Source organism: Halanaerobium polyolivorans (assembly GCF_020711195.1).
In the GTDB taxonomy this organism is placed as follows: domain Bacteria; phylum Bacillota; class Halanaerobiia; order Halanaerobiales; family Halanaerobiaceae; genus Halanaerobium; species Halanaerobium polyolivorans.
This window is the reverse complement of record NZ_JAJFAT010000011.1, coordinates 67,523-88,862: the sequence shown is the minus strand read 5'-3', so window position 1 is coordinate 88,862 and position 21,340 is coordinate 67,523. Positions and strand designations below refer to the sequence as shown.

20 protein-coding genes, 1 tRNA gene, 1 riboswitch and 1 other annotated feature are annotated in these 21,340 nt (G+C 33.8%); of the genes, 18 read left to right on the top strand and 3 right to left on the bottom strand.

Annotation, left to right across the window (positions count from 1 at the left end; all coding sequences use genetic code 11):
• Positions 1–289 precede the first annotated feature (289 nt).
• From LJ207_RS08855 to LJ207_RS08825, 7 genes are all read left to right on the top strand, one after another.
• Positions 290–817, top strand: coding sequence for a hypothetical protein (locus LJ207_RS08855; RefSeq protein ID WP_229346134.1), 528 nt, complete (start codon positions 290–292; stop codon positions 815–817).
• 248 nt (positions 818–1,065) lie between these two features.
• Positions 1,066–1,317 (top strand): SHOCT domain-containing protein, encoded by a 252-nt coding sequence (locus LJ207_RS08850; RefSeq protein ID WP_229346133.1) that lies wholly within the window; start codon positions 1,066–1,068, stop codon positions 1,315–1,317.
• Between the two features lie 35 nt (positions 1,318–1,352).
• Positions 1,353–1,589 (top strand): hypothetical protein, encoded by a 237-nt coding sequence (locus LJ207_RS08845; RefSeq protein WP_229346132.1) that lies wholly within the window; start codon positions 1,353–1,355, stop codon positions 1,587–1,589.
• A 94-nt stretch (positions 1,590–1,683) separates the two neighbouring features.
• Positions 1,684–1,758, top strand: a tRNA-Arg gene (locus LJ207_RS08840).
• Between the two features lie 53 nt (positions 1,759–1,811).
• Positions 1,812–1,916, top strand: a riboswitch (SAM riboswitch).
• Positions 1,917–2,063: 147 nt separating this feature from the next.
• Positions 2,064–2,951, top strand: coding sequence for a methylenetetrahydrofolate reductase [NAD(P)H] (gene metF / locus LJ207_RS08835; protein ID WP_229346131.1), 888 nt, complete (start codon positions 2,064–2,066; stop codon positions 2,949–2,951).
• A gap of 1 nt (position 2,952) precedes the next feature.
• Positions 2,953–3,681 (top strand): Vitamin B12 dependent methionine synthase activation subunit, encoded by a 729-nt coding sequence (locus LJ207_RS08830; RefSeq protein ID WP_229346130.1) that lies wholly within the window; start codon positions 2,953–2,955, stop codon positions 3,679–3,681.
• Positions 3,665–6,043, top strand: coding sequence for a homocysteine S-methyltransferase family protein (locus LJ207_RS08825; protein ID WP_229346129.1), 2,379 nt, complete (start codon positions 3,665–3,667; stop codon positions 6,041–6,043). Before LJ207_RS08830 ends, LJ207_RS08825 begins: the two co-directional genes overlap by 17 nt.
• A gap of 67 nt (positions 6,044–6,110) precedes the next feature.
• Here LJ207_RS08825 and LJ207_RS08820 read toward each other — a convergent pair whose 3' ends face one another.
• Positions 6,111–6,629, bottom strand: coding sequence for a gamma carbonic anhydrase family protein (locus tag LJ207_RS08820; RefSeq protein WP_229346128.1), 519 nt, complete (start codon positions 6,627–6,629; stop codon positions 6,111–6,113).
• Between the two features lie 181 nt (positions 6,630–6,810).
• Here LJ207_RS08820 and nadD point away from each other — a divergent pair, with 181 nt between their 5' ends.
• The 10 genes from nadD (at position 6,811) to LJ207_RS08770 (ending at position 18,380) form a co-directional block, all read left to right on the top strand.
• A complete protein-coding gene (gene nadD / locus LJ207_RS08815) occupies positions 6,811–7,413 on the top strand; it encodes a nicotinate-nucleotide adenylyltransferase (RefSeq protein WP_229346127.1) in 603 nt (200 codons plus the stop codon).
• A 4-nt stretch (positions 7,414–7,417) separates the two neighbouring features.
• Positions 7,418–8,008, top strand: a complete 591-nt coding sequence (gene yqeK / locus LJ207_RS08810) for a bis(5'-nucleosyl)-tetraphosphatase (symmetrical) YqeK (protein WP_229346126.1) — start codon at positions 7,418–7,420, stop codon at positions 8,006–8,008.
• Positions 8,008–9,177, top strand: a complete 1,170-nt coding sequence (locus tag LJ207_RS08805; protein WP_229346125.1) for an LCP family protein — start codon at positions 8,008–8,010, stop codon at positions 9,175–9,177. Before yqeK ends, LJ207_RS08805 begins: the two co-directional genes overlap by 1 nt.
• A gap of 3 nt (positions 9,178–9,180) precedes the next feature.
• Entirely contained in the window at positions 9,181–9,537 is a 357-nt protein-coding gene (gene rsfS, locus LJ207_RS08800; RefSeq protein WP_229346124.1) for a ribosome silencing factor, read from the top strand.
• A gap of 34 nt (positions 9,538–9,571) precedes the next feature.
• A complete protein-coding gene (gene leuS / locus LJ207_RS08795; protein WP_229346123.1) occupies positions 9,572–12,067 on the top strand; it encodes a leucine--tRNA ligase in 2,496 nt (831 codons plus the stop codon).
• Positions 12,068–12,082: 15 nt separating this feature from the next.
• Complete coding sequence (locus LJ207_RS08790) at positions 12,083–12,541, top strand: SoxR reducing system RseC family protein (RefSeq protein WP_229346122.1); 459 nt, start codon at positions 12,083–12,085, stop codon at positions 12,539–12,541.
• A 28-nt stretch (positions 12,542–12,569) separates the two neighbouring features.
• Positions 12,570–13,931, top strand: a complete 1,362-nt coding sequence (locus LJ207_RS08785) for an MATE family efflux transporter (protein WP_229346121.1) — start codon at positions 12,570–12,572, stop codon at positions 13,929–13,931.
• 80 nt (positions 13,932–14,011) lie between these two features.
• Positions 14,012–14,227 (top strand) — a binding site (T-box leader).
• Positions 14,228–14,302: 75 nt separating this feature from the next.
• Entirely contained in the window at positions 14,303–15,298 is a 996-nt protein-coding gene (gene argF / locus LJ207_RS08780) for an ornithine carbamoyltransferase (RefSeq protein ID WP_439649682.1), read from the top strand.
• An 11-nt stretch (positions 15,299–15,309) separates the two neighbouring features.
• Complete coding sequence (locus tag LJ207_RS08775; protein ID WP_229346119.1) at positions 15,310–15,807, top strand: GNAT family N-acetyltransferase; 498 nt, start codon at positions 15,310–15,312, stop codon at positions 15,805–15,807.
• Between the two features lie 176 nt (positions 15,808–15,983).
• The gene (locus tag LJ207_RS08770) at positions 15,984–18,380 is read left to right on the top strand and encodes a heavy metal translocating P-type ATPase (RefSeq protein ID WP_229346118.1); all 2,397 of its coding nucleotides are present in this window, start codon (positions 15,984–15,986) and stop codon (positions 18,378–18,380) included.
• A gap of 4 nt (positions 18,381–18,384) precedes the next feature.
• On the opposite strand, the gene hpt is transcribed toward LJ207_RS08770, so the two are convergent.
• A complete protein-coding gene (gene hpt, locus LJ207_RS08765; RefSeq protein WP_229346117.1) occupies positions 18,385–18,912 on the bottom strand; it encodes a hypoxanthine phosphoribosyltransferase in 528 nt (175 codons plus the stop codon).
• 3 nt (positions 18,913–18,915) lie between these two features.
• A complete protein-coding gene (locus LJ207_RS08760) occupies positions 18,916–19,875 on the bottom strand; it encodes a cytidylate kinase family protein (RefSeq protein ID WP_229346116.1) in 960 nt (319 codons plus the stop codon).
• 254 nt (positions 19,876–20,129) lie between these two features.
• On the opposite strand from LJ207_RS08760, the gene LJ207_RS08755 reads away from it, so the two are divergent.
• Entirely contained in the window at positions 20,130–21,329 is a 1,200-nt protein-coding gene (locus LJ207_RS08755; RefSeq protein WP_229346115.1) for a patatin-like phospholipase family protein, read from the top strand.
• Positions 21,330–21,340: the final 11 nt, after the last annotated feature.

Below are 21,340 nucleotides of genomic sequence, written 5' to 3'. Positions count from 1 at the left end.
ACTATATTGGCTAGAGAACCTTTCCATATAATTGACCCTCCTCGGGGCAAGCCCACGAGGTTTGCGAGCAGACTTTCACTCTATCACAAATTTAGAGGTTTTTTTTGACTGTCTTAAATAAAAGTCTTTAGTTATTTTTTGACAAAGATAAAGTAAAGTAATATACTATGATTAAAGAAATAGAGCTTTTAATTAAGCCTCTGCAAATTCAATGACTATAAAAATAAAATATAAATTTTAAAATTTTTTGTGTTTTAAGCTTTAATTATTAATATGAGGAGGTGATTTTATGTTAAAGAATAAAAAATCAGTATTATTAATTGTATTGATTTTAGCTCTTGGTTTGCTTTTAACAGCATGTGGTGCTGACGATCCGGCTGAAGAAGCAGTAGAACCTGAAGAAGATGTTGTTACTTCTGCTTCTGTAGTTACTGATCAAGCTTCTTTATTAAATGCAGCTTCTGAAGATGGTTCCTGGATCTTGATTATTCATCAGGACTTGAGTGTTGAGGAAGACATTGTATTAGCAGGTGAATTCACAAATAATGATCAATTAGATCGTAAGCTGGCCCTTTATGATCAGGACGATCAGCGTAATTTAACTGATAGGTATACTCTTGAAGCACCGAGTATTAGAGTACAGAGTCCTAGTACAAGATTTCAGGGTGGAAGCTTTATTGGTGATGTATATGTAGAAGCTGAAAACTTTGCCTTAATTGACTTTACTGTAGATGGTAATCTCTATTTTGAAACAGAAGAAGCTGAGGCAACATTTACAATGGATGAAGACTCTACAGTTACAGGTGATATGGAGTAATTAATATTAGTTTAAATAAATCTTTCAAATAAAAGTACTTAAAGCTGCTTAGAAAATCTCATTGAGGTGATCTAAGCAGTTTTTTTTGACATAAATTATCTTGAGTGTTATATTATGCTTAAGATACCGGATAGGGGTATCAAATTTAAAATTTTTGAGAAAAATTCATATTTTATTCACAATTGCTGATTATAATATAGCTATACCGGGTAAAGGTATATTATTAATAAAAAGGAGGTAGCTTAATTATGATGAGATTTACTCCAGGAATGATGATGGGAGGAGGATTCTCTATGATCTTTTGGTTGTTAATTATAGTTGCTGTAATCTATTTCGTTAGTAATTTAAATAAAAATAACAGCAGTGGTTCTTCAAATTATAAATATAGAGATTCTAATAATAGTTCTAAAAGTGCAGAAGAAATTGCCAAGGAACGTTATGCTAAGGGAGAAATAACAAAGTCTGAACTGAATGAGATTTTAGAAGATTTAAGGAAATAAAAAGCTAAAAAATATAAATTAGGAGGTAAATAAAGATGGGATATTGTTTAGCATTAGGTGGCTATGGTGGAATCGGTGGAAGTTTTCTGGGTAGTTTTTGGTGGCTGATGCCGCTTTTATTCTGGGGAACTATCTTAACTTCGATTGTATTACTATTTAAATCTAAAAATAATAGTGGAAGTAGGGAAGCACTTGCTGTATTACAGCATGAATATGCTCTAGGTAGAATATCAAGAGAAGAGTTTTTGCAGAGAAAAAAAGATTTAAAATAATTTAATGGAAAAATTCGGAGGGATAAATTATGAAAAATTTCAGCAATTCGCAAATTGACAAAGTAATTCTCTTCTGTTAGAATAATTAAGTGATGCCCCCGTAGCTCAGTGGATAGAGCAACGGCCTCCGAAGCCGTGTGCGTAGGTTCGACTCCTACCGGGGGCACCATATACTTGACATAAAAATAATAATATGTTAAAGTAATTAAAAATATAAAATATTTCTTATCAAGAGTGGTGGAGGGAACTGGCCCTTTGAAACCCAGCAACCAGCAGTGCATACTGCCCGGTGCTAAATCCAGCAGGTTAATTCCTGAAAGATAAGTAGTTGTGAATTACCACTTCTACTAAGAAGTGGTTTTTTTCTTTTATAGATAAAAGTTTAATGATATGATAATTGTAGAAGAGATAAAAGAGTAGTTGTTTTTAAGATGATTTAGCTTTTAATCGGAGCAGAGAACTGAGGAGGATAAAATGAAAATCAAAAAATTATTTGCAGAGAAAAAAGTTGTTTTTTCTTTAGAGGTTTTCCCACCTCGTAATGATGTACCAATAGAAGACATTTACCAAACATTAGATGAACTGCAGGATATAGATCCGGATTATATTAGTGTAACCTATGGTGCTGGAGGTGGATTAAATAAGAATCGCACAGTTGAAATATCTTCACTTTTAAAAGAAAAGTATGGTATAGAATCTCTGGCCCACTTGACCTGTATTAATTCTACCAGAAAAACTTTAAATCAAATATTAGATAATTTAAAAGCTAAAAACATAGAAAATATTTTGGCTTTAAGAGGTGATCATCCAGATGATGGTAAAGAAATTGGCGATTATACTTATGCCTATCAATTGGTAGATCATATCAAGCAAAAAGGAGATTTCGGAATTGCTGCTGCCTGTTATCCAGAAGGTCATCTTGAATCAGATAGTCTGGAAGAAGATTTAATTCATTTAAAACAAAAGGTTGATCATGGTGTTGATTACTTAATTACTCAAATGTTTTTTGAAAACGAATTATTTTATAAATTTCGTGACAAAGCAGCAGCTAAAGGTATTGATGTTCCAATTGAAGCTGGAATAATGCCGGTAATTAATAAAAGACAGGTCAGCCGGATAATAGAACTCTCTGATGCTTATTTACCAAAAAAGTTTACCAAAATCCTTGATAAATATGGTGATAATGATCAGGCATTAAGAGATGCTGGAATTGCATATGCAGTTGAACAGATTGTAGATCTGATAGCAAGTGATGTTGATGGGATTCATCTTTATACGATGAACAATCCCTATGTAGCTAAAAAGATAAAAGCTGCAGTGGGCTCTTTAATTGATTATATAAACGTTGAAAAGGCTGATTAAAATGGAATTTGAATTTAAAATTGATAAAAGTGAAGTACTGAGGTATTTAAATACGGCTGAAGATTTTGCTGAGCAGAGTATTCATAATTTAATTGATGAGGCTATTGTAGAATTAAAAGAAATCATAAATTTCCGTTATATTTATAAAAAATTTCCTATAGAAGTTAGAGAAAGTGGAGTGGATATAAAAAATACTACCCTCTATTTAAAGGGTGACAGTATTGTTAAACATCTTAAAAATTCTCCAGAAGTTTTTTTAATGGCTGCAACCTTAGGTAATCAGGTTGATAAACGGATATCATATTACGAAAAAACTTCTATCACTAAATCAATGATTTTGGATGCCTGTGCAGCAACAGCTATCGAGGAAGCCTGTGATTATCTTGAAGAAAAAATTAAAAAACAGGTTCTAGCAGAGGGTAAAAAAGGGATAACCTTTAGATACAGTCCTGGTTATGGAGATCTTGAACTTGAAATTCAAAAAGAATTTTTAAATGTTTTAAATGCTCCCAAAAAAATTGGTTTAACAGCTTCTAAATATAATTTATTGATGCCTGCAAAATCTGTGACAGCTATTATCGGAGTGCTAGAAAAAAATGAATCTCAAGCTATAGAAGAAAAAAATAAAGGGATAAATGATTCCTTTGAGGAAAAAAACTGTAAATACTGCAGGCTTTATAAAGAATGTGAACTGAGAAAAGAGGGGGTTTATTGTGGATTTAGAAAATAGATTAGGCAAAAAAGTGATGATTTTTGATGGTGCAATGGGAACTGTCTTACAGCAGCGGGGTTTAAAAGCTGGCTCAGTACCTGAAAAATTAAATATTGATAAAAAAGAAGTAATTATTGATATTCATAAAAGTTATCTTAAAGCAGGTTCTGAGATTCTAACAACAAATACTTTTGGAGCTAATAAATTAAAGCTGTCAGAAATAGATTATTCGGTTGAAGAAATCATTTCTGCAGCAGTAGAAAATGCTAAAAAAGCAGTTGATCAAAGTTCTAGCAAAGCTCTTGTTGCACTGGGGATAGGGCCCTTGGGAGAACTGCTTGAACCAATGGGTAGTTTAAGCTTTGATGAAGCATATTCACTTTTTCAACACCAGGTACTTCAGGGTGTTAAAAGTGGAGCTGATATTATACATATAGAAACAATTGCTGATCTCTATGAAGCTAAAGCAGCTGTATTGGCAGCAAAAGAAAATAGTGATCTACCTGTGTTCTGCACCTTAACTTTTGAGGAAGATGGCAGGACATTTACCGGAGCTAATATTAACTCAATGATTTCGGTGCTCGAAGGTCTTGGGGTTGATGCTCTGGGACTAAATTGTTCTTTGGGACCAGAAAAGTTAGAAGCTTTAACAGAAGAAGTTTTAAGATATTCTAATACTCCGGTTATACTGCAGGCAAATGCAGGCTTACCGGTGGTTGAAGAAGGTAAAACAGTTTTTAAGTTAAGTCCAGAACAATATTTTAAACCTATTGCTCGCCTTTATGAGCAGGGATTAGCTGTTATAGGAGGTTGCTGTGGAACCAACGAAGATTTTATTGCCCTTATGGCTGATTCACTAAAAGATAAGCCTGTCAAAGAAACAAAAAGTGAGAGCAGAACAATAGCCTGTACACCTTCCAGCTGGAAAGACCTAGAGAGGATAAATGTTGTTGGTGAGAGAATTAATCCCACTGGTAAAAATGAATTTAAAAAGGCACTGCGCAATAATGATCTGGATTATATTATCAGGGTTGCGGTTGAACAGGTAGAAGCAGGTGCAGATATACTTGATGTTAATCTAGGCTTACCTGAAATCAATGAGAAAGAGATGATGGTTAAGCTGATTAAAGAGCTGCAGGCAATACTTGATATACCACTGCAGATTGATTCAAGTAATGCCAGTGTAATTGCAGAGGGCCTTCGTTATTATAATGGGACTGCAGTTGTAAATTCAATCAATGGAGAAGCTGAAGTTCTGGAAAAAATACTGCCTCTAATCAAAAAATATGGGGCAGCTGTTATCGCTTTAACTATGGATGAGAATGGAATACCTGAAACTGCAGAAGGACGCTTTAAAATTGCCCAAAGAATTGTAAAGAAGGCGGAGGAATATGGCATAAAAAGAGAAAAGATTATTATTGACTGTTTAACTTTAACAGCTTCTGCCCAGCAAAAAGGTGTCAAAGAAACCTTAAAAGCTTTGCAAATGGTTAAAGAAAAATTAAATCTAAAAACAACTCTGGGTGTTTCAAATGTATCTTTTGGTCTTCCTGCCAGAGCGGTTTTGAATAGAAACTTTTTAACTTTGGCTCTTTATCAGGGTTTAAATTTAGCTATAATGGATCCTAATGATAAGGAAATGATGGCCAACATAAAGGCTTTTAAAGTACTGGCTAATATAGATAAAGGCGCAGGAGAATATATAGAATTTATGGCAGATATCGATGCGGAACAAGAAAAAGCAGGTTCTGCTCTTGAAAGTATGGATTTAGCAGAAGTTATTGTTAAGGGTATAAAAAAAGAAGCGGCAAAATTAACCAAAGAGCTTTTAAAAGAAAAAGATGCACTAGAAATTGTAAACAAAGATTTAATACCTGCTCTAGATATTGTTGGAGAACGTTATGAAAAAGGAGAAATATTTTTACCCCAGCTGGTTCAATCAGCTGAAACGGTTAAAGAGGCATTTGCTGTTCTTAAAACAGAAATGCTGAAAAATGGTGGTAAAGATATTTCTAAGGGTAAGATTGTTCTAGCTACTGTTAAAGGTGATGTTCATGATATAGGTAAAAATATTGTCAAAACAGTTTTAGAAAATTATGGGTATAAAATAATTGATTTGGGACGCAACGTGGCAGAAGAAGAAGTAAAAAAAGCGGTTAAAGCTAATAATATCAAGTTATTGGGTTTAAGTGCTCTGATGACTACAACTGTAAAAAATATGGAAAAAACCATTCAGATTGTTAAAGAAGAAAATCCAGATTGTAAGATAATGGTTGGGGGAGCGGTTTTAACTCCTGATTATGCCGAAATGATAAATGCTGATTATTATGCTAAAGATGCAAGAGAAGCTGTTGAAATAGCTAAGAAAATTTTTGCTTAAAAAATGAAAAGAAGTGAAAACAGACTATATAGATAAAATCAAGTCTATATAGTCTGTTTATATTTATTTAATATAGTTCCTGCACATCTTGATGATCGGCAATTAAATCAGCATAATTTACTGCATGTTGGTGGATACCCTCTTTTTCTTCTTCGCTCAGCTTTCTAACAACCTTGGCAGGCACACCAAGCACCAGGCTTCCTGCAGGTATTTTCTTGTTTTCTGCTACCAAAGCTCCAGCACCAATAATAGAGTTTTCACCAATTTCGGCACCGGTTAAAATCGTTGCATTCATTCCGATTAAACAATTATCGCCAATCTTACAGGCATGAACAACTGCATTATGGCCTATGGTTACATAAGAGCCGATATATAGACCCTGATCATCATCTACATGGAGGGCAGAGTTTTCCTGAACATTGGTATAATCTCCAATTTTTATTTCATCGATATCACCACGGATTGTTGTGTTATACCAGATACTGCAGTTATCTCCAATTTCTACTCGGCCTATAATTCTGCAGCCGGGAGTATTAAGACAATTTTCTCCCAAAACCGGTCTAAAATTTTTATATTTATATAACATTATCAAACCTCCTTAAATGCTTGTTATAATTAAATTTCTCTTTCTGCAATTTAATTCCTGCTTTTTAAAAAGATTAATTATAGGTAAAGCTGAGAAAAGTCAAAACTGATGAGTCATTTAACTTGCAAGCTGAAAGGAAATAATTTATAATTAAAGATGTATGAAATTAGAGGTGGAAAGTATGTCAAATAACAAAGTAGCAATCTTTGGAGGGACTTTTGATCCTCCCCATTTAGGGCATTTAATTTTATCTGAACAGATTAAAAATTATTTTGGACTCGATAAAATTATTTTTATGCCTGCTGGTAGACCTCCTCATAAAAGAAATCAATGTGTTAGTTCTGATCAAGATAGATTAAAGATGGTTGAACTTGCAGTTGAAGATAACCCTTTTTTTGAGGTTTCAGACTGGGAGATCAGGGCTGAAGGTTATTCATATACTGCCAGAACTTTAAAAGAATTTGTGCCTACTATTGCTGCCAAAGAAGTCTTTTTTATTATTGGAGCAGATTCTCTGGCAGATATTTTTGACTGGCATAAACCTGAATATTTATTAGCTAATGGTAAATTTATTGTTTTTAAACGGCCTGGTTATGATTTGGATAAAATTTTAGCAAAAGAAAAATATCAGGCATATTTAGATAATCTTAAGCTTTATCAGGGTATAAGCATTGATCTTTCTTCATCTTTTATCAGAGATCAAATTAAAAAAAATAATTCAATTAAATATTTAAGTCGAGATAATGTTGTAGCTTATATTGATAGAAAAAAATTATACAGGTGATAAAATGGAGAATAGAGATTTTTTTGAGAAAAATATTGGGCTGGCTGAAATCAAGCAATATTTAAATAGAGAAAGATTTGAGCATAGCCAAAAAGTTGTTAAGGCTGCGGTAGAATTAGCAGAAATTCATGGGGCTGATTTAGAGAGGGTAAAAACTGCAGCTTATTTACATGATATTGCTAAAGAATTTAAACAAGCTGAAATTAAAGCTTTGCTTAAAGATTCAGAGTGGAAGATTGATGAGCTGGAATGGTCTATTCCAGCAGTTTTACATGCTCCAGCAGGAGCTGAACTGGCTAAAAAAGATTTTAAGCTCAAAGATCATCAAATACTTGAAGCTATAAGATACCACACCTTAGGTCATCCAGAAATGGGAATTATTGCTCAAATAATATATGCAGCTGATTTTATCGAAGAAGGTCGTCAATTTAAAGGCTTAGATAAGATCAGAAAGAGAGTAAAGGCTGACCTAAAGAATGGTATTTATTTAATAGCTCATTACAGCATTTTATATCAGCTTGAACTTGATAATCCTGTTCATCCATATACCAATGAATTACGAAATAAATTTTTGCTAAAGAGAAGTGATAATTAATGTTAGAAAAATTAACAGATTGGAAATATATTTCTTTGATTATTTTTATGCTGATAATCGGTATTGCCTTTGCCTATATTTGGAATGATGAATTAAGCCAAATTACAGGGGGTCCTTTTGAGGATAATAAAGTTAATATTTTAGCTGTAGGTTATGACTCTGCTATCAATGGGGGAGCCTCCAGGGCAGATACGATGATTTTAATCTCTATCGATATTGACACTAATGAAGCAGGGGTAATATTTTTACCCAGAGATACATTTATTAACTTAGAAAGTAAAAATTTCACTAAACTAAACACTTCTTTTGCTAGAGGTGGGATAGAATTAACAAAAGCAACAGTAGAAGAATTACTGGAAATAGAAATTGATTATTATTTAGCATCTGATTTTAAAGGTTTTGAGAATATAATTGATAGACTTGGGGGCATAGAAATCGAGGTTGAAAAAGATTTATATTATGTCGACAGAGCTGGTGGTTTATACATCAATATCAGTGAAGGCCAGCAGTATTTAAGTGGTGAAGATGCCCTTAAATATGTTCGTTATCGTGATCGGAGTGGTGATATAGGAAGAATAGAAAGACAGCAAAAATTTGTTGATGCTGTAATTGAAAAAGCAATTTCTCCTTCAACTGTAGCCCGCTTACCTGGAATTTTTAGAGAAATTAATAGATCTATTGATACAGACATACCGATTAGAGATATTAGTCCATTTTTGTCAACCGCCAAAGATATAGATCTAAACAATATAGAAATTAGAACCCTGCCCGGAGAAGCTCGCTATATGGGTGGAGTTAGTTATTGGATCGTTGATTGGGATAGAACCCAGGTGATGGTTGAAAACCTGGTTAGAAATAAATCTTATATCAATAACAAAAATTACACACTAAGAATACTTAATGGACAGGGTGGTTATGGTATAGCTTCTAATACTGCTGATTTATTAAGAAAATACGGTTTTCAAATTGAAGCTATTTCTAATGCAGATCATTTTAACTATCAAAATTCATTGATCAGATATTTTAATGAGGAAGATCAAAGAACAGTAAATAAATTGGCTGAACTTATTAATGCAGAAACAGAATTTGCAGAAGATGATTCAGCTGCAAAAAATTTAGAGATTATTTTAGGCCATGATTTTGAGCTATCCAATTTGAGGGGGAATTAATAAATGTCAGAAACAACTATCAAAGATATTGCAATAATTGCTGCCCAGGCAGCTGATGATAAAAAAGCAGAAGATATTGATATTTTAAATGTTGAAGGATTAACAGTGATTGCAGATTATTTTGTGATCTGTAGTGCTAATTCTGATAAACAGGTTAAAGCTGTTGCCAGAGCAATTGATGAAGAACTATCTAAACGAGGTATTGAGCCCAAAAAAGTAGCAGGTCTTGATGATGCTCGCTGGGTGCTGATGGATTATTCCGATGTGATAGTCCATGTTTTTCAAAAAAGAGAAAGAGAATATTATGATCTTGAAAGACTCTGGGCAGATGCTGAAAAAATATTAAGAGAAGAAGAGTAAAATAATTAAAAACAAATAAGAGGAGTGAATATCTTTGCAGGACTACTATCCGTTTGATAAAGTGGAAGAAAAATGGTTAAGAAGATGGGAAAATTCAAATTTAGATAAAACAGGTACTGATCCAGATAAGGAAAATTATTATGTTTTAGAAATGTTTCCTTATCCTTCAGGCAATTTACATATGGGACATGTTAGAGTATATTCCATTGGTGATGTAGTTGCACGATATAAAAGGATGGAAGGCTATAATGTTCTTCATCCTATGGGCTGGGATGCTTTTGGCTTACCAGCTGAAAATGCAGCGATTAAACATGGCAATATTCATCCCAAAGAATGGACCTGGAAAAATATTGCCCATATGAAAGAACAGATGAAAGCAATGGGCTTAAGCTATGATTGGGATAGAGAAGTAACTACAGCTTCTAAAGATTACTATAAATGGACCCAGTGGTTTTTTGCCAAAATGTTTGCAAGAGATTTAGCATATAGAAAAGAATCTACTGTTAATTGGTGTCCCAGCTGTGAAACCGTTTTAGCAAATGAACAGGTTGTTAATGAAGGCTGTGAACGCTGTGGGACCGAAGTTGAACCCAGAGAACTTGAACAGTGGTTTTTAAAAATAACAGAATATGCAGATAGGCTTTTAGATGATTTTAAAGAGCTTGACAACTGGCCGGAAAAGGTAAAAACAATGCAGAAAAATTGGATCGGCCGTAGTGAAGGAACTAGAATAAATTTTCCCTTAAAAGATTTAGATGAGCATTTAGAAGTATTTACTACCAGACCGGATACACTTTATGGTGCAACTTATATGGTGTTGGCACCAGAACATCCTCTGGTTAGTGAACTTACTGAGGGAAGTGAGAAAGAAGAAGAGGTCAAAGAATTTATAGCCAAGGTTAAAAAGCAAAAAGAAGAAGAAAGAACTTCAGCTGAAAGTGAAAAACTAGGTATATTTACCGGTGCATATGCAGTTAACCCGGTTAATGACAAAGAAATTCCAATCTATATAGCTAATTATGTTTTAATGAGTTATGGAACTGGAGCAATTATGGCAGTTCCTGCCCATGACCAGCGCGACTTTGATTTTGCCAGAAAATATGATATCCCTGTTAAGGCAGTCATTCAGCCTGAGGATATAGAAGATAAGCTAAAAGGATCTGAAATGGAAGAGGCTTATGCTGATGATGGTTATTTAATTAATTCAGATCAATATAATGGCTTAAGTGTTAAAGAAGCCTTTGCTAAAATGGCTGAGGACTTTTCTGAGGCAGGTTTTGCTAAAGTAGAGACTAATTACAGGTTACGTGACTGGTTAATATCCAGACAGCGTTACTGGGGAGCACCGATCCCGATAGTTTATTGTGATGACTGTGGTGCAGTTGCAGTTCCTGAAGAAGATTTGCCTGTAGAATTACCCCATGATGTTGAATTTTCTCCTAGTGGTGAATCACCATTAAAGAAGGTAGATGACTTTGTTAATACTAGCTGCCCTCAATGTGGTGGACCTGCTCAAAGAGAAACAGATACTATGGATACATTTGTTGATTCTTCCTGGTATTTTCTCCGCTATACTGATGCAAATAATGAGCAAAAAGCATTTGCCAAAGATAAGGCAGATAAATGGTTCCCGGTTGATCAGTATATAGGGGGGATTGAACATGCTATTTTACATCTCCTTTATTCTAGATTTTTCACCAAGGTAGTCCATGATATGGGGATGGCAGAAGCTGTTGAGCCATTTACAAACTGGTTAGCCCAGGGTATGGTTTTAAAAGATGGTGCTAAAATGTCTAAATCTAAGGGTAATGTGGTTGATCCTAAAGATATTTTAGAAGAATATGGTGCAGATACAGCCCGCCTATTTATTCTTTTTGCTTCTCCTCCCGAAAAAGATCTGGAATGGAGCAATAAAGGGGTAGAAGGTGCCAACCGCTTTTTAAATCGGGTCTGGAGATATATTACTGATAATATTGAATTAATTAAAAACGAAGAAGCAGAAATAAAGCCTGCTGAATTAGACAAAGATGCTAAAAAATTATATAGAATTATGCACAGCAGTATTAAAAAAGTGAGTGAAGATATTGGGCAAAGACTGAACTTCAATACTGCAATTAGTGCTATCATGGAATTAACCAATGAGGTATATTCTTATTTAAATGACCGCGAAGAAGCTGAGATAAATTCTGCTTTACTGAGAACAGCAGCTGAAAACACCCTCTTGTTATTAGCTCCTTTTGCTCCATTTTTGAGTGAGGAATTATGGGAGAGGATCGGTTATGAAGAGAGTATCCATCTGGCGAGCTGGCCTGAGTATAATCAATCAGCACTTGAAAAAGATGAGATAACAATTGTTATTCAAATCAATGGTAAAGTAAGGGAGAAAATTAATGTAGATGCTGATATATCAGAAGAAGAAGTAAAAGAAAAAGTTATGGCAGAAGAGAAGGTTCAATCATATTTAGAAGGTAGTGAATTAATTAAAACTATTTATGTACCTTCCAAATTAGTTAACCTTGTTATTAAATAAATTGAGGTGAAAATCATGAAAGAAATGGCTCGAGTTATTGATAAAAAAAATGGACAGAGCCTTGTTAGAATTGTCAGAAGCTCTGCCTGTAATAAATGTGATGAAAAATGTGTTTTAGGGGCTGAGCAGAGCCATGAATTAGATGAAATAGATGTTTTGGTCAATGATCCTTTAGATGCTGAGGTTGGTAGTATGGTGGAGCTGGAGATGGGGGCAAAACCTGTTTTGTTTTCCGCTTTTTTGGTTTACCTACTACCTTTAGCAGCAATAATTGCTGGCTATTTTGCCGGCAGTTCTTTATTATCTGTTTTTGCCCTAGCTGATGAAATGGCAGGGATTATAGGTTCAGCAGCCGGCTTTCTATTATCTTTTGCTTTTTTGAGATTTGTTGATAAAAAAGCTGGTGCAAAAAGTTATTTTCATCCGGAAATAATTAGAATAGTTAATAATGCAGAAGTCTACTATGAAAATTAATTTTCTTTAGAAATCGAGGGTGAATTAGGTGGGTAAAGACAACAAAGCAATTATAACAGAAGCTAGTTCTACAAAAAAAGTTATCTTAAAACTGGCCTGGCCTGTAATTGCCGAACAGTTTTTAGCAACTATAACCCACATAGTAGACATGATGATGGTCGGCCGTTTAGGAGCAGCAGCTGTGACAGCAATCGGTTTAACAATGCAGCCTGTTTTCTTTACGGCTGCTTTTGCTTCTGCCTTAAGTGTTGGTACAACTGCTTTAGTTTCTAGATTTATTGGTTCTGATAAAAATAAAGATGCAGCTTTGGTTCTTCAGCAGTCTATACTGATCTCAATTTTATTTAGTTTAAGTGCTGCTTTATTATTTTATTTTACCGCTCCTCAATTATTAACTTTTATGGGTGGAGAAACAGAAGTTATAGCACTTGGTAGTTCATATCTTAGAATAATGACTCCCGGCTTTGTCTTTATGGTGCTTGCTTTTATTGTAACTGCCGCTTTAAGAGGTGCAGGTGAAACTAAAATTCCAATGAAAGTGAATATAGTTGTAAATCTACTCAATATAGTTTTAAACTATCTTTTGATTTTTGGCAATTTGGGTTTTCCAGAATTAGGAGTAAATGGAGCTGCCCTGGCAACAACTTTAGCCCGCTCATTTGGGGGAATTGTTTTATTAATCTTATCTTTTTCTAATTATAGTGTTTTGAAAATGGACTTTAAAAATTTCTTTACAATAAAACTAAGATTGATTAAGAGGATTCTTAGAGTAGGGGTACCAACTGCTTTAGAAGAATCGGTCCGCCGAATGGCCCAATTATTATTTGTTAGGATTATCGCAGCTTTAGGGACAACTGCCTATGCAGCCCATCAGATAGCAATAAATGCAGAATCTATCTCATATATGCCTGGTTTTGGAATAGCTGTAGCTGCTACAACTATAGTTGGCCAAAATATTGGGGCAGATAATCTTTCCGGGGCTGAAAAAGGTAGTTATGAAGCCTGGAAGATTGGTTCTTTAATCATGGGCTTTATGGCATTAATATTTCTGCTTTTTCCAGAATTTTTGATCAGACTTTATACAGCTAACCCAGATATAATAGCTATGGGTTCACTGAATTTAAGAATAATAGCCTTTTCTCAGTTACAGATGGGAACTCATTTTATTTTTGCCGGTGCTTTAAGGGGAGCTGGAGATACCAAAGCTGTTTTTTACAGTACTGCTGTATCCAGCTGGGTTTTTAGATTACTTTTAGGCTATTTATTAGTGCATAGATTTGGTTTAGGCCTGGCCGGTGGTTGGTTGGCTATGGTGGTTGATTGGACTGTTCGCGGAAGCTATGTATTCTTCCGTTTCAAAAAAGGGAAGTGGAAAAATATAGAGCTTTAGATTATTGTCAGAATATTTTTACTTTTTAAATAAACTTGCAATTTTTTCAGATTGTATATATAATTATAAAAAATAATATATTATATCCTGAGAAGGGAAAGTAGATTTGTAATTTTAGTTAAGCAAGCCGGAGCAGCTGTGAGTTCGGTCTAAAATGCATTTTGAAACGCACCTGGAGGATCTCTTCTGAAATAAGTAGGGGGAGACGCTAAATGGCGTTAGATTTTGAGTGGTTAGTTATTAACTTTTAAGACTGACAACTAGAGTGGTAACACGGGTAATACCTCGTCTCTTATGAATAAGAGAGCGGGGATTTTTTAGTTTTAGAGTAAAAATTATTGAGTATTTGGCCGTGAGAATTTAAGGAGGAGATAATTATGGCTTTTAATCTAAAGGGGAGGAACTTTTTGAAGTTAAAAGATTACTCCCAACAAGAGATCGATTATTTATTAACTTTATCAAAAGAACTGAAAGCAAAAAAAAGAGCAGGGATAAAAGGGGATTTATTGGCTGCAAAAAATATTGCCTTAATTTTTGAAAAGCCTTCTACCAGAACAAGGTGTGCTTTTGCTGTGGCAGCAAAAGATGAAGGTGGAAGTACTGAGTATTTGGGTAAGGATGATATACAGCTAGGCAAAAAAGAAACGGTTGCTGATACTGCAAGAGTTTTAGGTAGGATGTTTGATGGAATAGAGTTTAGAGGCTATAAGCATCAAACTGTTGAAATATTGGGCGAGTATGCAGGAGTACCAGTTTGGAATGGCTTAACAGATCTTTTTCATCCTACGCAAATTTTAGCCGATTTTTTAACTATAGAAGAAAACTTTTCTCAGCTAAAAGGCATCAACCTTGTTTATACAGGTGATGGTAGAAATAATGTGGCTAATTCTTTAATGATTGGTTCTGCAATAATGGGTGTTAATTTCACCGTTGTGGCACCTAAAAAATTATGGCCTGAAAAAGATTTGCTTAATGAAGCCAAAGCTCTAGCTGAAGAGTCCGGTGCTGAAATAGAAATGACAGAAGATCCGAGCAAAGGGGTAAAAGGTGCAGATGCTATCTACACTGATGTTTGGGTTTCTATGGGTGAAGAAGAGAAATTTGCAGAAAGAATTGAGCTGCTAAAAGATTATCAGGTTAATATGGAGATGATTAATAATACTGGAAATAGTGAGGTAATATTTTTACATTGTTTACCAGCCTATCATAACAGTGAAACAGAGAATGGCAAAAAGATATTAAAGGAATTTGGGATCTCGGAGATGGAAGTTAGTGATCAGGTATTTGAGAGTAAATATTCTAAGGTTTTTGATCAGGCAGAAAATAGAATGCATACTATAAAAGCTGTTATGGCAGCAACAATTTAGGGGTGGTGAAAATGCTGTTAGAATTTAGTCCGAAAATAGAGTATACATGTAGACAGGCATCCCAAACAGATGCTCAGGGAATAAATGAGCTTATGAAAAAAGCTTTTGCTGATTATGGAAAAACAAAGAATAAAAAACAAAAAGTGGTTAATTCTGCACTTAAAGAAAGTATTGAGGATATATATGCTGATATTGAAAAAAATATAGTTTTAATCATGCTTGATGATGAGAAAATAATTGCTTCATTACGTTTAGAAGAAGTTGCTGAGCATAGGTATTTATTGAAAAGATTTGCTGTTGCTCCAGATTATCAAAACCATGGTTTAGGCAGCACATTATTTGAAAAAGCTGTTGAGAAATTAAATGAAAAAGAAGCTCATTTTTTACAGCTCTATTCTTCACTGGAAAATAAAAAACTTATTAATTTTTATAAGGGTTTGGGTTTTAACTGTGTTGAGACCGATCATAAAAAGGGTTATGAAAGAGGATTATGGGTTAAGAATTTATAATACAGCTATCTTATATTAGATATTAAAAAAAGCAATAAATAATATTATTTAAACAATTCTATTCTGAGTCTGACTTGGGATAGAATTTTTTTTGACAGAATTAAAGTTGAGTGTTATACTATATTTAAGATACCCAATAGGGGTATAAATGCTTGAAAAATTAGGAGGTTTTATAAATGTCTGAGAAAAAATTAACTTTTTCAGTTACAGGTATGAGTTGTGCTTCCTGTGCCCAAAGTGTTGAAAAGGCTTTAAAAAATACTGAAGCTATAGTAGAAGCAAATGTAAATATCAATACTGAAAAAGCTACCGTTAAGTTTAAGGAAAATAAAATTTCGCTTGCAGAAATTGAAAAAATAATAATCGATAGTGGTTATGGAACTAAAAAGGATAAGCTTGAGCTACCGATTAAAGGTATGTCATGTACAGCTTGTGCTCAAGCTATTGAAAAAAATATTAAAAAATTAGATGGTATTTTGGAAGTTAATATAAATTTTGCCACCGAAAAAGGTCATGTGGAATATTTGGCTGATTTAACAAAGAAAAAAGATATTGTTAAGGCTGTTGAGGAGGCAGGCTATGAGGTAGAAAGTGAAGAAATTTCTGGTTCAGAAGCTAAAGCAGGAGAGGAAAATATGGAAATGGAAAAGGCGCGTAAGAAATTAATTTATGCCTTTGTTCTTACCATTCCGGTTTTTATCTTAATGTTTGGCTCACTTTTAGGATATAGTTTAGCTGTTCCCAATTTTGTTCAAGCTTTAATTGAAGCTGCCCTTGCTTTTCCAGTTGTCTTCATACTCGGTTATCAGACCCACAAGGGAGCATTTAATTCAGTTAAACATGGTGGAGCCAATATGGATGTATTAATAACACTTGGTACTTTTTCTGCTTATGCTTATGGTGTTTCATCATTCTTTTTTGACCTGGATAGATTTTTCGGTTTAGCTGCAGGTATTATGGCTTTTCATTTATTAGGTAAATATCTGGAAAGCAAAGCTAAGGGAAAGGCCTCACAGGCAATAAAAAAGTTGATGGAACTTGGTGCTGATACAGCAAGAATAATAACTGCTGAGCAGGAAAAAATGATTCCGGTCGAAGAGGTCGAAGTAGGAGATATTATGCTTGTTAAACCGGGAGAGAAAATTCCAACTGATGGTCAAGTCATTGGAGGCAAAAGTGCTGTTGATGAATCAATGGCTACTGGAGAATCTATGCCGGTTAAAAAGTTAGAAGGTGATGAGGTTATTGGGGGAACAATTAATAAGCAGGGAGTTCTTAAAGTTAAAGCAAGCAAAGTAGGAGAAGATACTTTTTTATCCCAGGTAATCAAAATGGTAGAAGAAGCTCAGGGTTCAAAAGTTCCTATTCAAGCTTTTGCTGACAAAGTAACTTCATATTTTGTTCCAACAGTAATTGCCTTAGCTATCTTAACTTTTGTAGCCTGGATTATTGTAGGTGGAACTCAAGCCATAACCACTGCTGTTTTTGCCAGTATAGCTGTTTTAGTGATTGCTTGTCCTTGTGCACTTGGTTTAGCAACCCCTACTGCTTTAATGGTAGGTACAGGTAAAGGAGCAGAAAATGGTGTTTTAATCAGGGATGGAGAAGCAGTGCAGACAATGAAAGATATTACTGCGGTAGTTCTTGATAAGACCGGTACGATCACCAAAGGTGAGGCAGAAGTAACTGATATTATAGCTGCTGGAGAATTTGATGAAAATAAAGTCTTAGAGCTGGCCGGAAGTGCTGAAAAATCATCAGAACATCCACTTGCTGAAGCAATCGTTAAAAAAGCCGAAGCAAAGAATATTGAGTTTATGGAAACTAAAGATTTTAATGCAGTAGTTGGTAGAGGTATTGAAGCAGTTTTAAAGGATAAAGTTATACTTGTAGGTAATCAAAAATTCATGGAAAGTAAAGAGATAGATATTCAAGAATTAAAAGATAAGATAATTAGTTTAGAGGAAGAAGCAAAAACTGCTATGATAGTCGCCTATGCTGGTCAGGCTATAGGAATTATTGCTGTTGCTGATACAATAAAAAAAGATTCTGTAAAAGCAATTAAAGCTTTTAAAGCAATGGGTTTAAAAACTATTATGATAACAGGTGATAACTCAAGAACCGCTAGAGCGATTGCAGATCAGGTTGGAATTGAATCAGTTATCTCTGAGATTTTACCGGAAGATAAATCGAATGAGGTTAAAAAACTCCAGTCTCAAGGAGAAGTTGTGGCAATGGTTGGTGATGGAATAAATGATGCACCTGCTTTAAAACAGGCTAATGTTGGAATTGCTATTGGTACTGGTACAGATATAGCTATTGAGTCTTCAGACCTAACATTAGTTAGTGGTGAGTTAAGTTCTGTTGTTTCGGGCCTAAAATTAAGCCGTTATACATTTGCCACTATCAAACAGAATTTATTCTGGGCCTTTATATATAATACTATAGCAATTCCAATTGCAGCTTTAGGCTTTTTAAACCCTATTATAGCTGCTGGAGCCATGACCATTAGTTCAATTAGTGTAATCCTTAATTCTAGTAGATTAAAAAACAAAGATATAAGTTTAAGCTAGTTGACTATAACTGATATTCAGCAATATAGGGTAAGTTTCTATATTGTTCCTTATAATCTAGACCATAACCCACTAAATATTCATCATCAACTTCAAAACCATTATAGTGAACAGGCAGCTCTACTAACTTTTTCTCGGTGTTATTGAGAAAGGAGCAGATGTTTAGACTTTTTGGGTTTCTAGATTTTAAATTTCTAAGCAAATAGCTTTGAGTAAGACCGGTCCTTATAATATTTTCTATTATAAGGACTTCTTTATTGGCAATACTAAATTCTAAATCCCTTGTAACTCTTATGATTCCAGAATCATCTTCATCACTGTAATGGCTGATTTCTAAAAAGTCTAATTTTAAAGGCATTTCTAGTTGGCGGGTTAGATCTGTCATAAAATAGAGAGAACTTTTAAGGATACTAACAATTATGATTTCTTTGCCTTGATAATCTTTATTAATTTGAGCAGCTAACTCTCCTACTTTTTTTGAGATTTCTGTTTCATTAAAAACTATTTTACCTAAATTTTTATCTGTCTCCATATTTTATTCTCCTTTGTTAAAATTAAATTTTTCAACTAGAGTATGAAAATCTTTTTTATATACGATTTTAACATTTATGTGTGGATAAGTTTTTTTAAGTAGTTTAACTTTTTTATTTTTTTCGGTAACATATTTCCTTTTCATAGTTGTTAATTCAATATATGTGTCATATTCTGTAAGATAAAAATCAGGTCTAAACCCCATACTAATATTTCCTTCTGCATCCCATTCAAGGGGGAATTCGGTTGGTTCATATTCCCATTTGATATTATGCATATCAAGAATCTTAGCAAATTCTTTCTCACTGGGATGAGCAAAATCGTAGTCTTTTTTCTCTTTTTCTACCTCAACTTTTTTTTCATTAAGAGCCCTGGGGCTTTCCTTTTTAAAATCCACTAAATTACTTACTATACTTAAAGCCTGTTCAAGCTCAATTCCATCACTATTTATGCTTAAATGGTAAAGTGTTGGATCAGCCCAGTCTACTTCATGAACCTGCCATACATAGCGGCGTTTTTTGCGGTCACTTAGTTCAATTATCCTTTCAGCCTGTTCTTTTTTAAGGCCATATTTTCTGGAGAGCTTATTGACCCTATATTGATGAGAGGCAACTGTTTTAATATGGATTGCTCGAGAATGCTCTCTAAATATTATTTGAGAGCCTAAGCCTACTATAAGCAGGTTTTTTTCTTTGGCTAAATCTTTTAGTCTATTTTCTATATAATCAGCAAATGTAAGCTCTTTTTCTAAACCATATTTCTGATCAATACAGCGGTTGTAGAATTTGCGGCTCTGTTTTAACATATGCAGCTGGTGTTCATCAGCAACATCTGGCAGCCAGTTTTCTAGAACATAATCACGATTAATTAATTTAAAACCCAATCTATTAGCAAGACCTTCAGCAATTTCATTGCCACCACTTGCTGTTTGGCGAGAAATTGTGATAATTTGCAAGCTCTTCACCTTCCCTCTTTTTAATTTTTTTTGTGAGTAGTCAGTTATGTCAAGCTTTATCTGCTTTTATTATATCATATCAGCAGTAATTTGAATACAAAATTGAGCGAAAAGCTAATTTGCTTCGATTGCAAAGTTAAATCAAAGCTTAAAAAAATAATTAAAATAAAAATTGAATTAATACTTTTTAAAGGGATATGCAGATTTCTCAAGAAATATTAATATAGTTAGAGCAATTTACTTTGGCTGAGGAGGGAGATAAATTGTATGGTTTAGTGCTTGAAGGTGGTGGAGCAAAAGGTGCCTATCATATAGGTGCTTTAAAAGCAATTGAAGAGCTGGATATCGAAATCTCTGCTGTAGCAGGAACATCGATTGGAGCGATGAATGGGGCGATGTTTGTTCAGGGAAAACTTGATGAAGCATATCAATACTGGTATAATGTTTCAACTTCACAGGTTTTAGATATAGAAGATAAATATTTATCAGAACTGCTTAATCTTACTATTAACCAGGACAATCTTGTTTATTTTATAGCTAAGGCAAAAGAAGTTTTACAAAATAAAGGGCTTGATAATTCATATTTAAAATCTCTTTTAAAAGAAAATGTAGATGAAAAGTTACTAAGAAGTTCAGATATTGATTTTGCTATCGTAACCCTTTCTTTAAGTGATTTTAAACCACTTGAGCTGTTTTTAGAAGATATTCCCGAAGGTAAAGTAGTAGATTATATTTTAGCAAGTTCTTATCTGCCTGCTTTTAAAATGGAAAGAATAGATGGTAAGATTTTAATTGATGGTGGTTTTTATAATAACCTACCTATCAATACACTTTTAAATAAAGGTTATAAAAAACTGATAGCTATTAGAACATATGGCTTGGGTGATATTGGCAAAAAAGTAGATGAAGATTCCGAAATAATATATATTAATCCATCTGAATATTTAGGTAGAATGCTTAATTTTGATCAGGAAAATGCCAGACGTAATATTAAGATGGGTTACTATGATACGATGAAGTACTTTAAAAATTTGTCTGGAAAAAAATATTATATTAATCAAACTGAAGCAGAGAATTATTTTCTCAATTTTTTACTTGATATTAGTGAAGCAGATAAAAAAGAGCTCTTAAGACAATTTTCTTTTCCCGATGAAGCTTATCAGCGCTCTTTTTTCGAAAATTTTATTCCCAAGTTGGTTAATTTGCTTGACTTAGATCATAAAGCTGATTATGGACAAATTTTGGTTGTTCTTTTAGAAAAACTGGCAGAAAAAAATAATATTAATAGATTTGAAATCTATCAATTTGAAAAACTATTAAAATTAGTTAGGATCAATCACCAAAAAAAAGATAAGTCTTTAAGAAAAAAACTTCCGAGCTTTATCAAAACCAGCAAATTATTACCCAAACAGCTTAAAGAGGATTTAATCTTAGATATTGCAGAAAAAATATTTTTGGCTTAAACTTGCAAATA

What these genes read in the sequence shown, in the direction of transcription:
- LJ207_RS08855 (WP_229346134.1), top strand. Translation starts at nt 290, where the DNA reads ATGTTAAAGAATAAAAAATCAGTATTATTAATTGTATTGATTTTAGCT.
- LJ207_RS08850 (WP_229346133.1), top strand. Translation starts at nt 1,066, where the DNA reads ATGATGAGATTTACTCCAGGAATGATGATGGGAGGAGGATTCTCTATG.
- LJ207_RS08845 (WP_229346132.1), top strand. Translation starts at nt 1,353, where the DNA reads ATGGGATATTGTTTAGCATTAGGTGGCTATGGTGGAATCGGTGGAAGT.
- metF (WP_229346131.1), top strand. Translation starts at nt 2,064, where the DNA reads ATGAAAATCAAAAAATTATTTGCAGAGAAAAAAGTTGTTTTTTCTTTA.
- LJ207_RS08830 (WP_229346130.1), top strand. Translation starts at nt 2,953, where the DNA reads ATGGAATTTGAATTTAAAATTGATAAAAGTGAAGTACTGAGGTATTTA.
- LJ207_RS08820 (WP_229346128.1), bottom strand. Translation starts at nt 6,629, where the DNA reads ATGTTATATAAATATAAAAATTTTAGACCGGTTTTGGGAGAAAATTGT.
- nadD (WP_229346127.1), top strand. Translation starts at nt 6,811, where the DNA reads ATGTCAAATAACAAAGTAGCAATCTTTGGAGGGACTTTTGATCCTCCC.
- yqeK (WP_229346126.1), top strand. Translation starts at nt 7,418, where the DNA reads ATGGAGAATAGAGATTTTTTTGAGAAAAATATTGGGCTGGCTGAAATC.
- LJ207_RS08805 (WP_229346125.1), top strand. Translation starts at nt 8,008, where the DNA reads ATGTTAGAAAAATTAACAGATTGGAAATATATTTCTTTGATTATTTTT.
- rsfS (WP_229346124.1), top strand. Translation starts at nt 9,181, where the DNA reads ATGTCAGAAACAACTATCAAAGATATTGCAATAATTGCTGCCCAGGCA.
- LJ207_RS08790 (WP_229346122.1), top strand. Translation starts at nt 12,083, where the DNA reads ATGAAAGAAATGGCTCGAGTTATTGATAAAAAAAATGGACAGAGCCTT.
- LJ207_RS08775 (WP_229346119.1), top strand. Translation starts at nt 15,310, where the DNA reads ATGCTGTTAGAATTTAGTCCGAAAATAGAGTATACATGTAGACAGGCA.
- LJ207_RS08770 (WP_229346118.1), top strand. Translation starts at nt 15,984, where the DNA reads ATGTCTGAGAAAAAATTAACTTTTTCAGTTACAGGTATGAGTTGTGCT.
- hpt (WP_229346117.1), bottom strand. Translation starts at nt 18,912, where the DNA reads ATGGAGACAGATAAAAATTTAGGTAAAATAGTTTTTAATGAAACAGAA.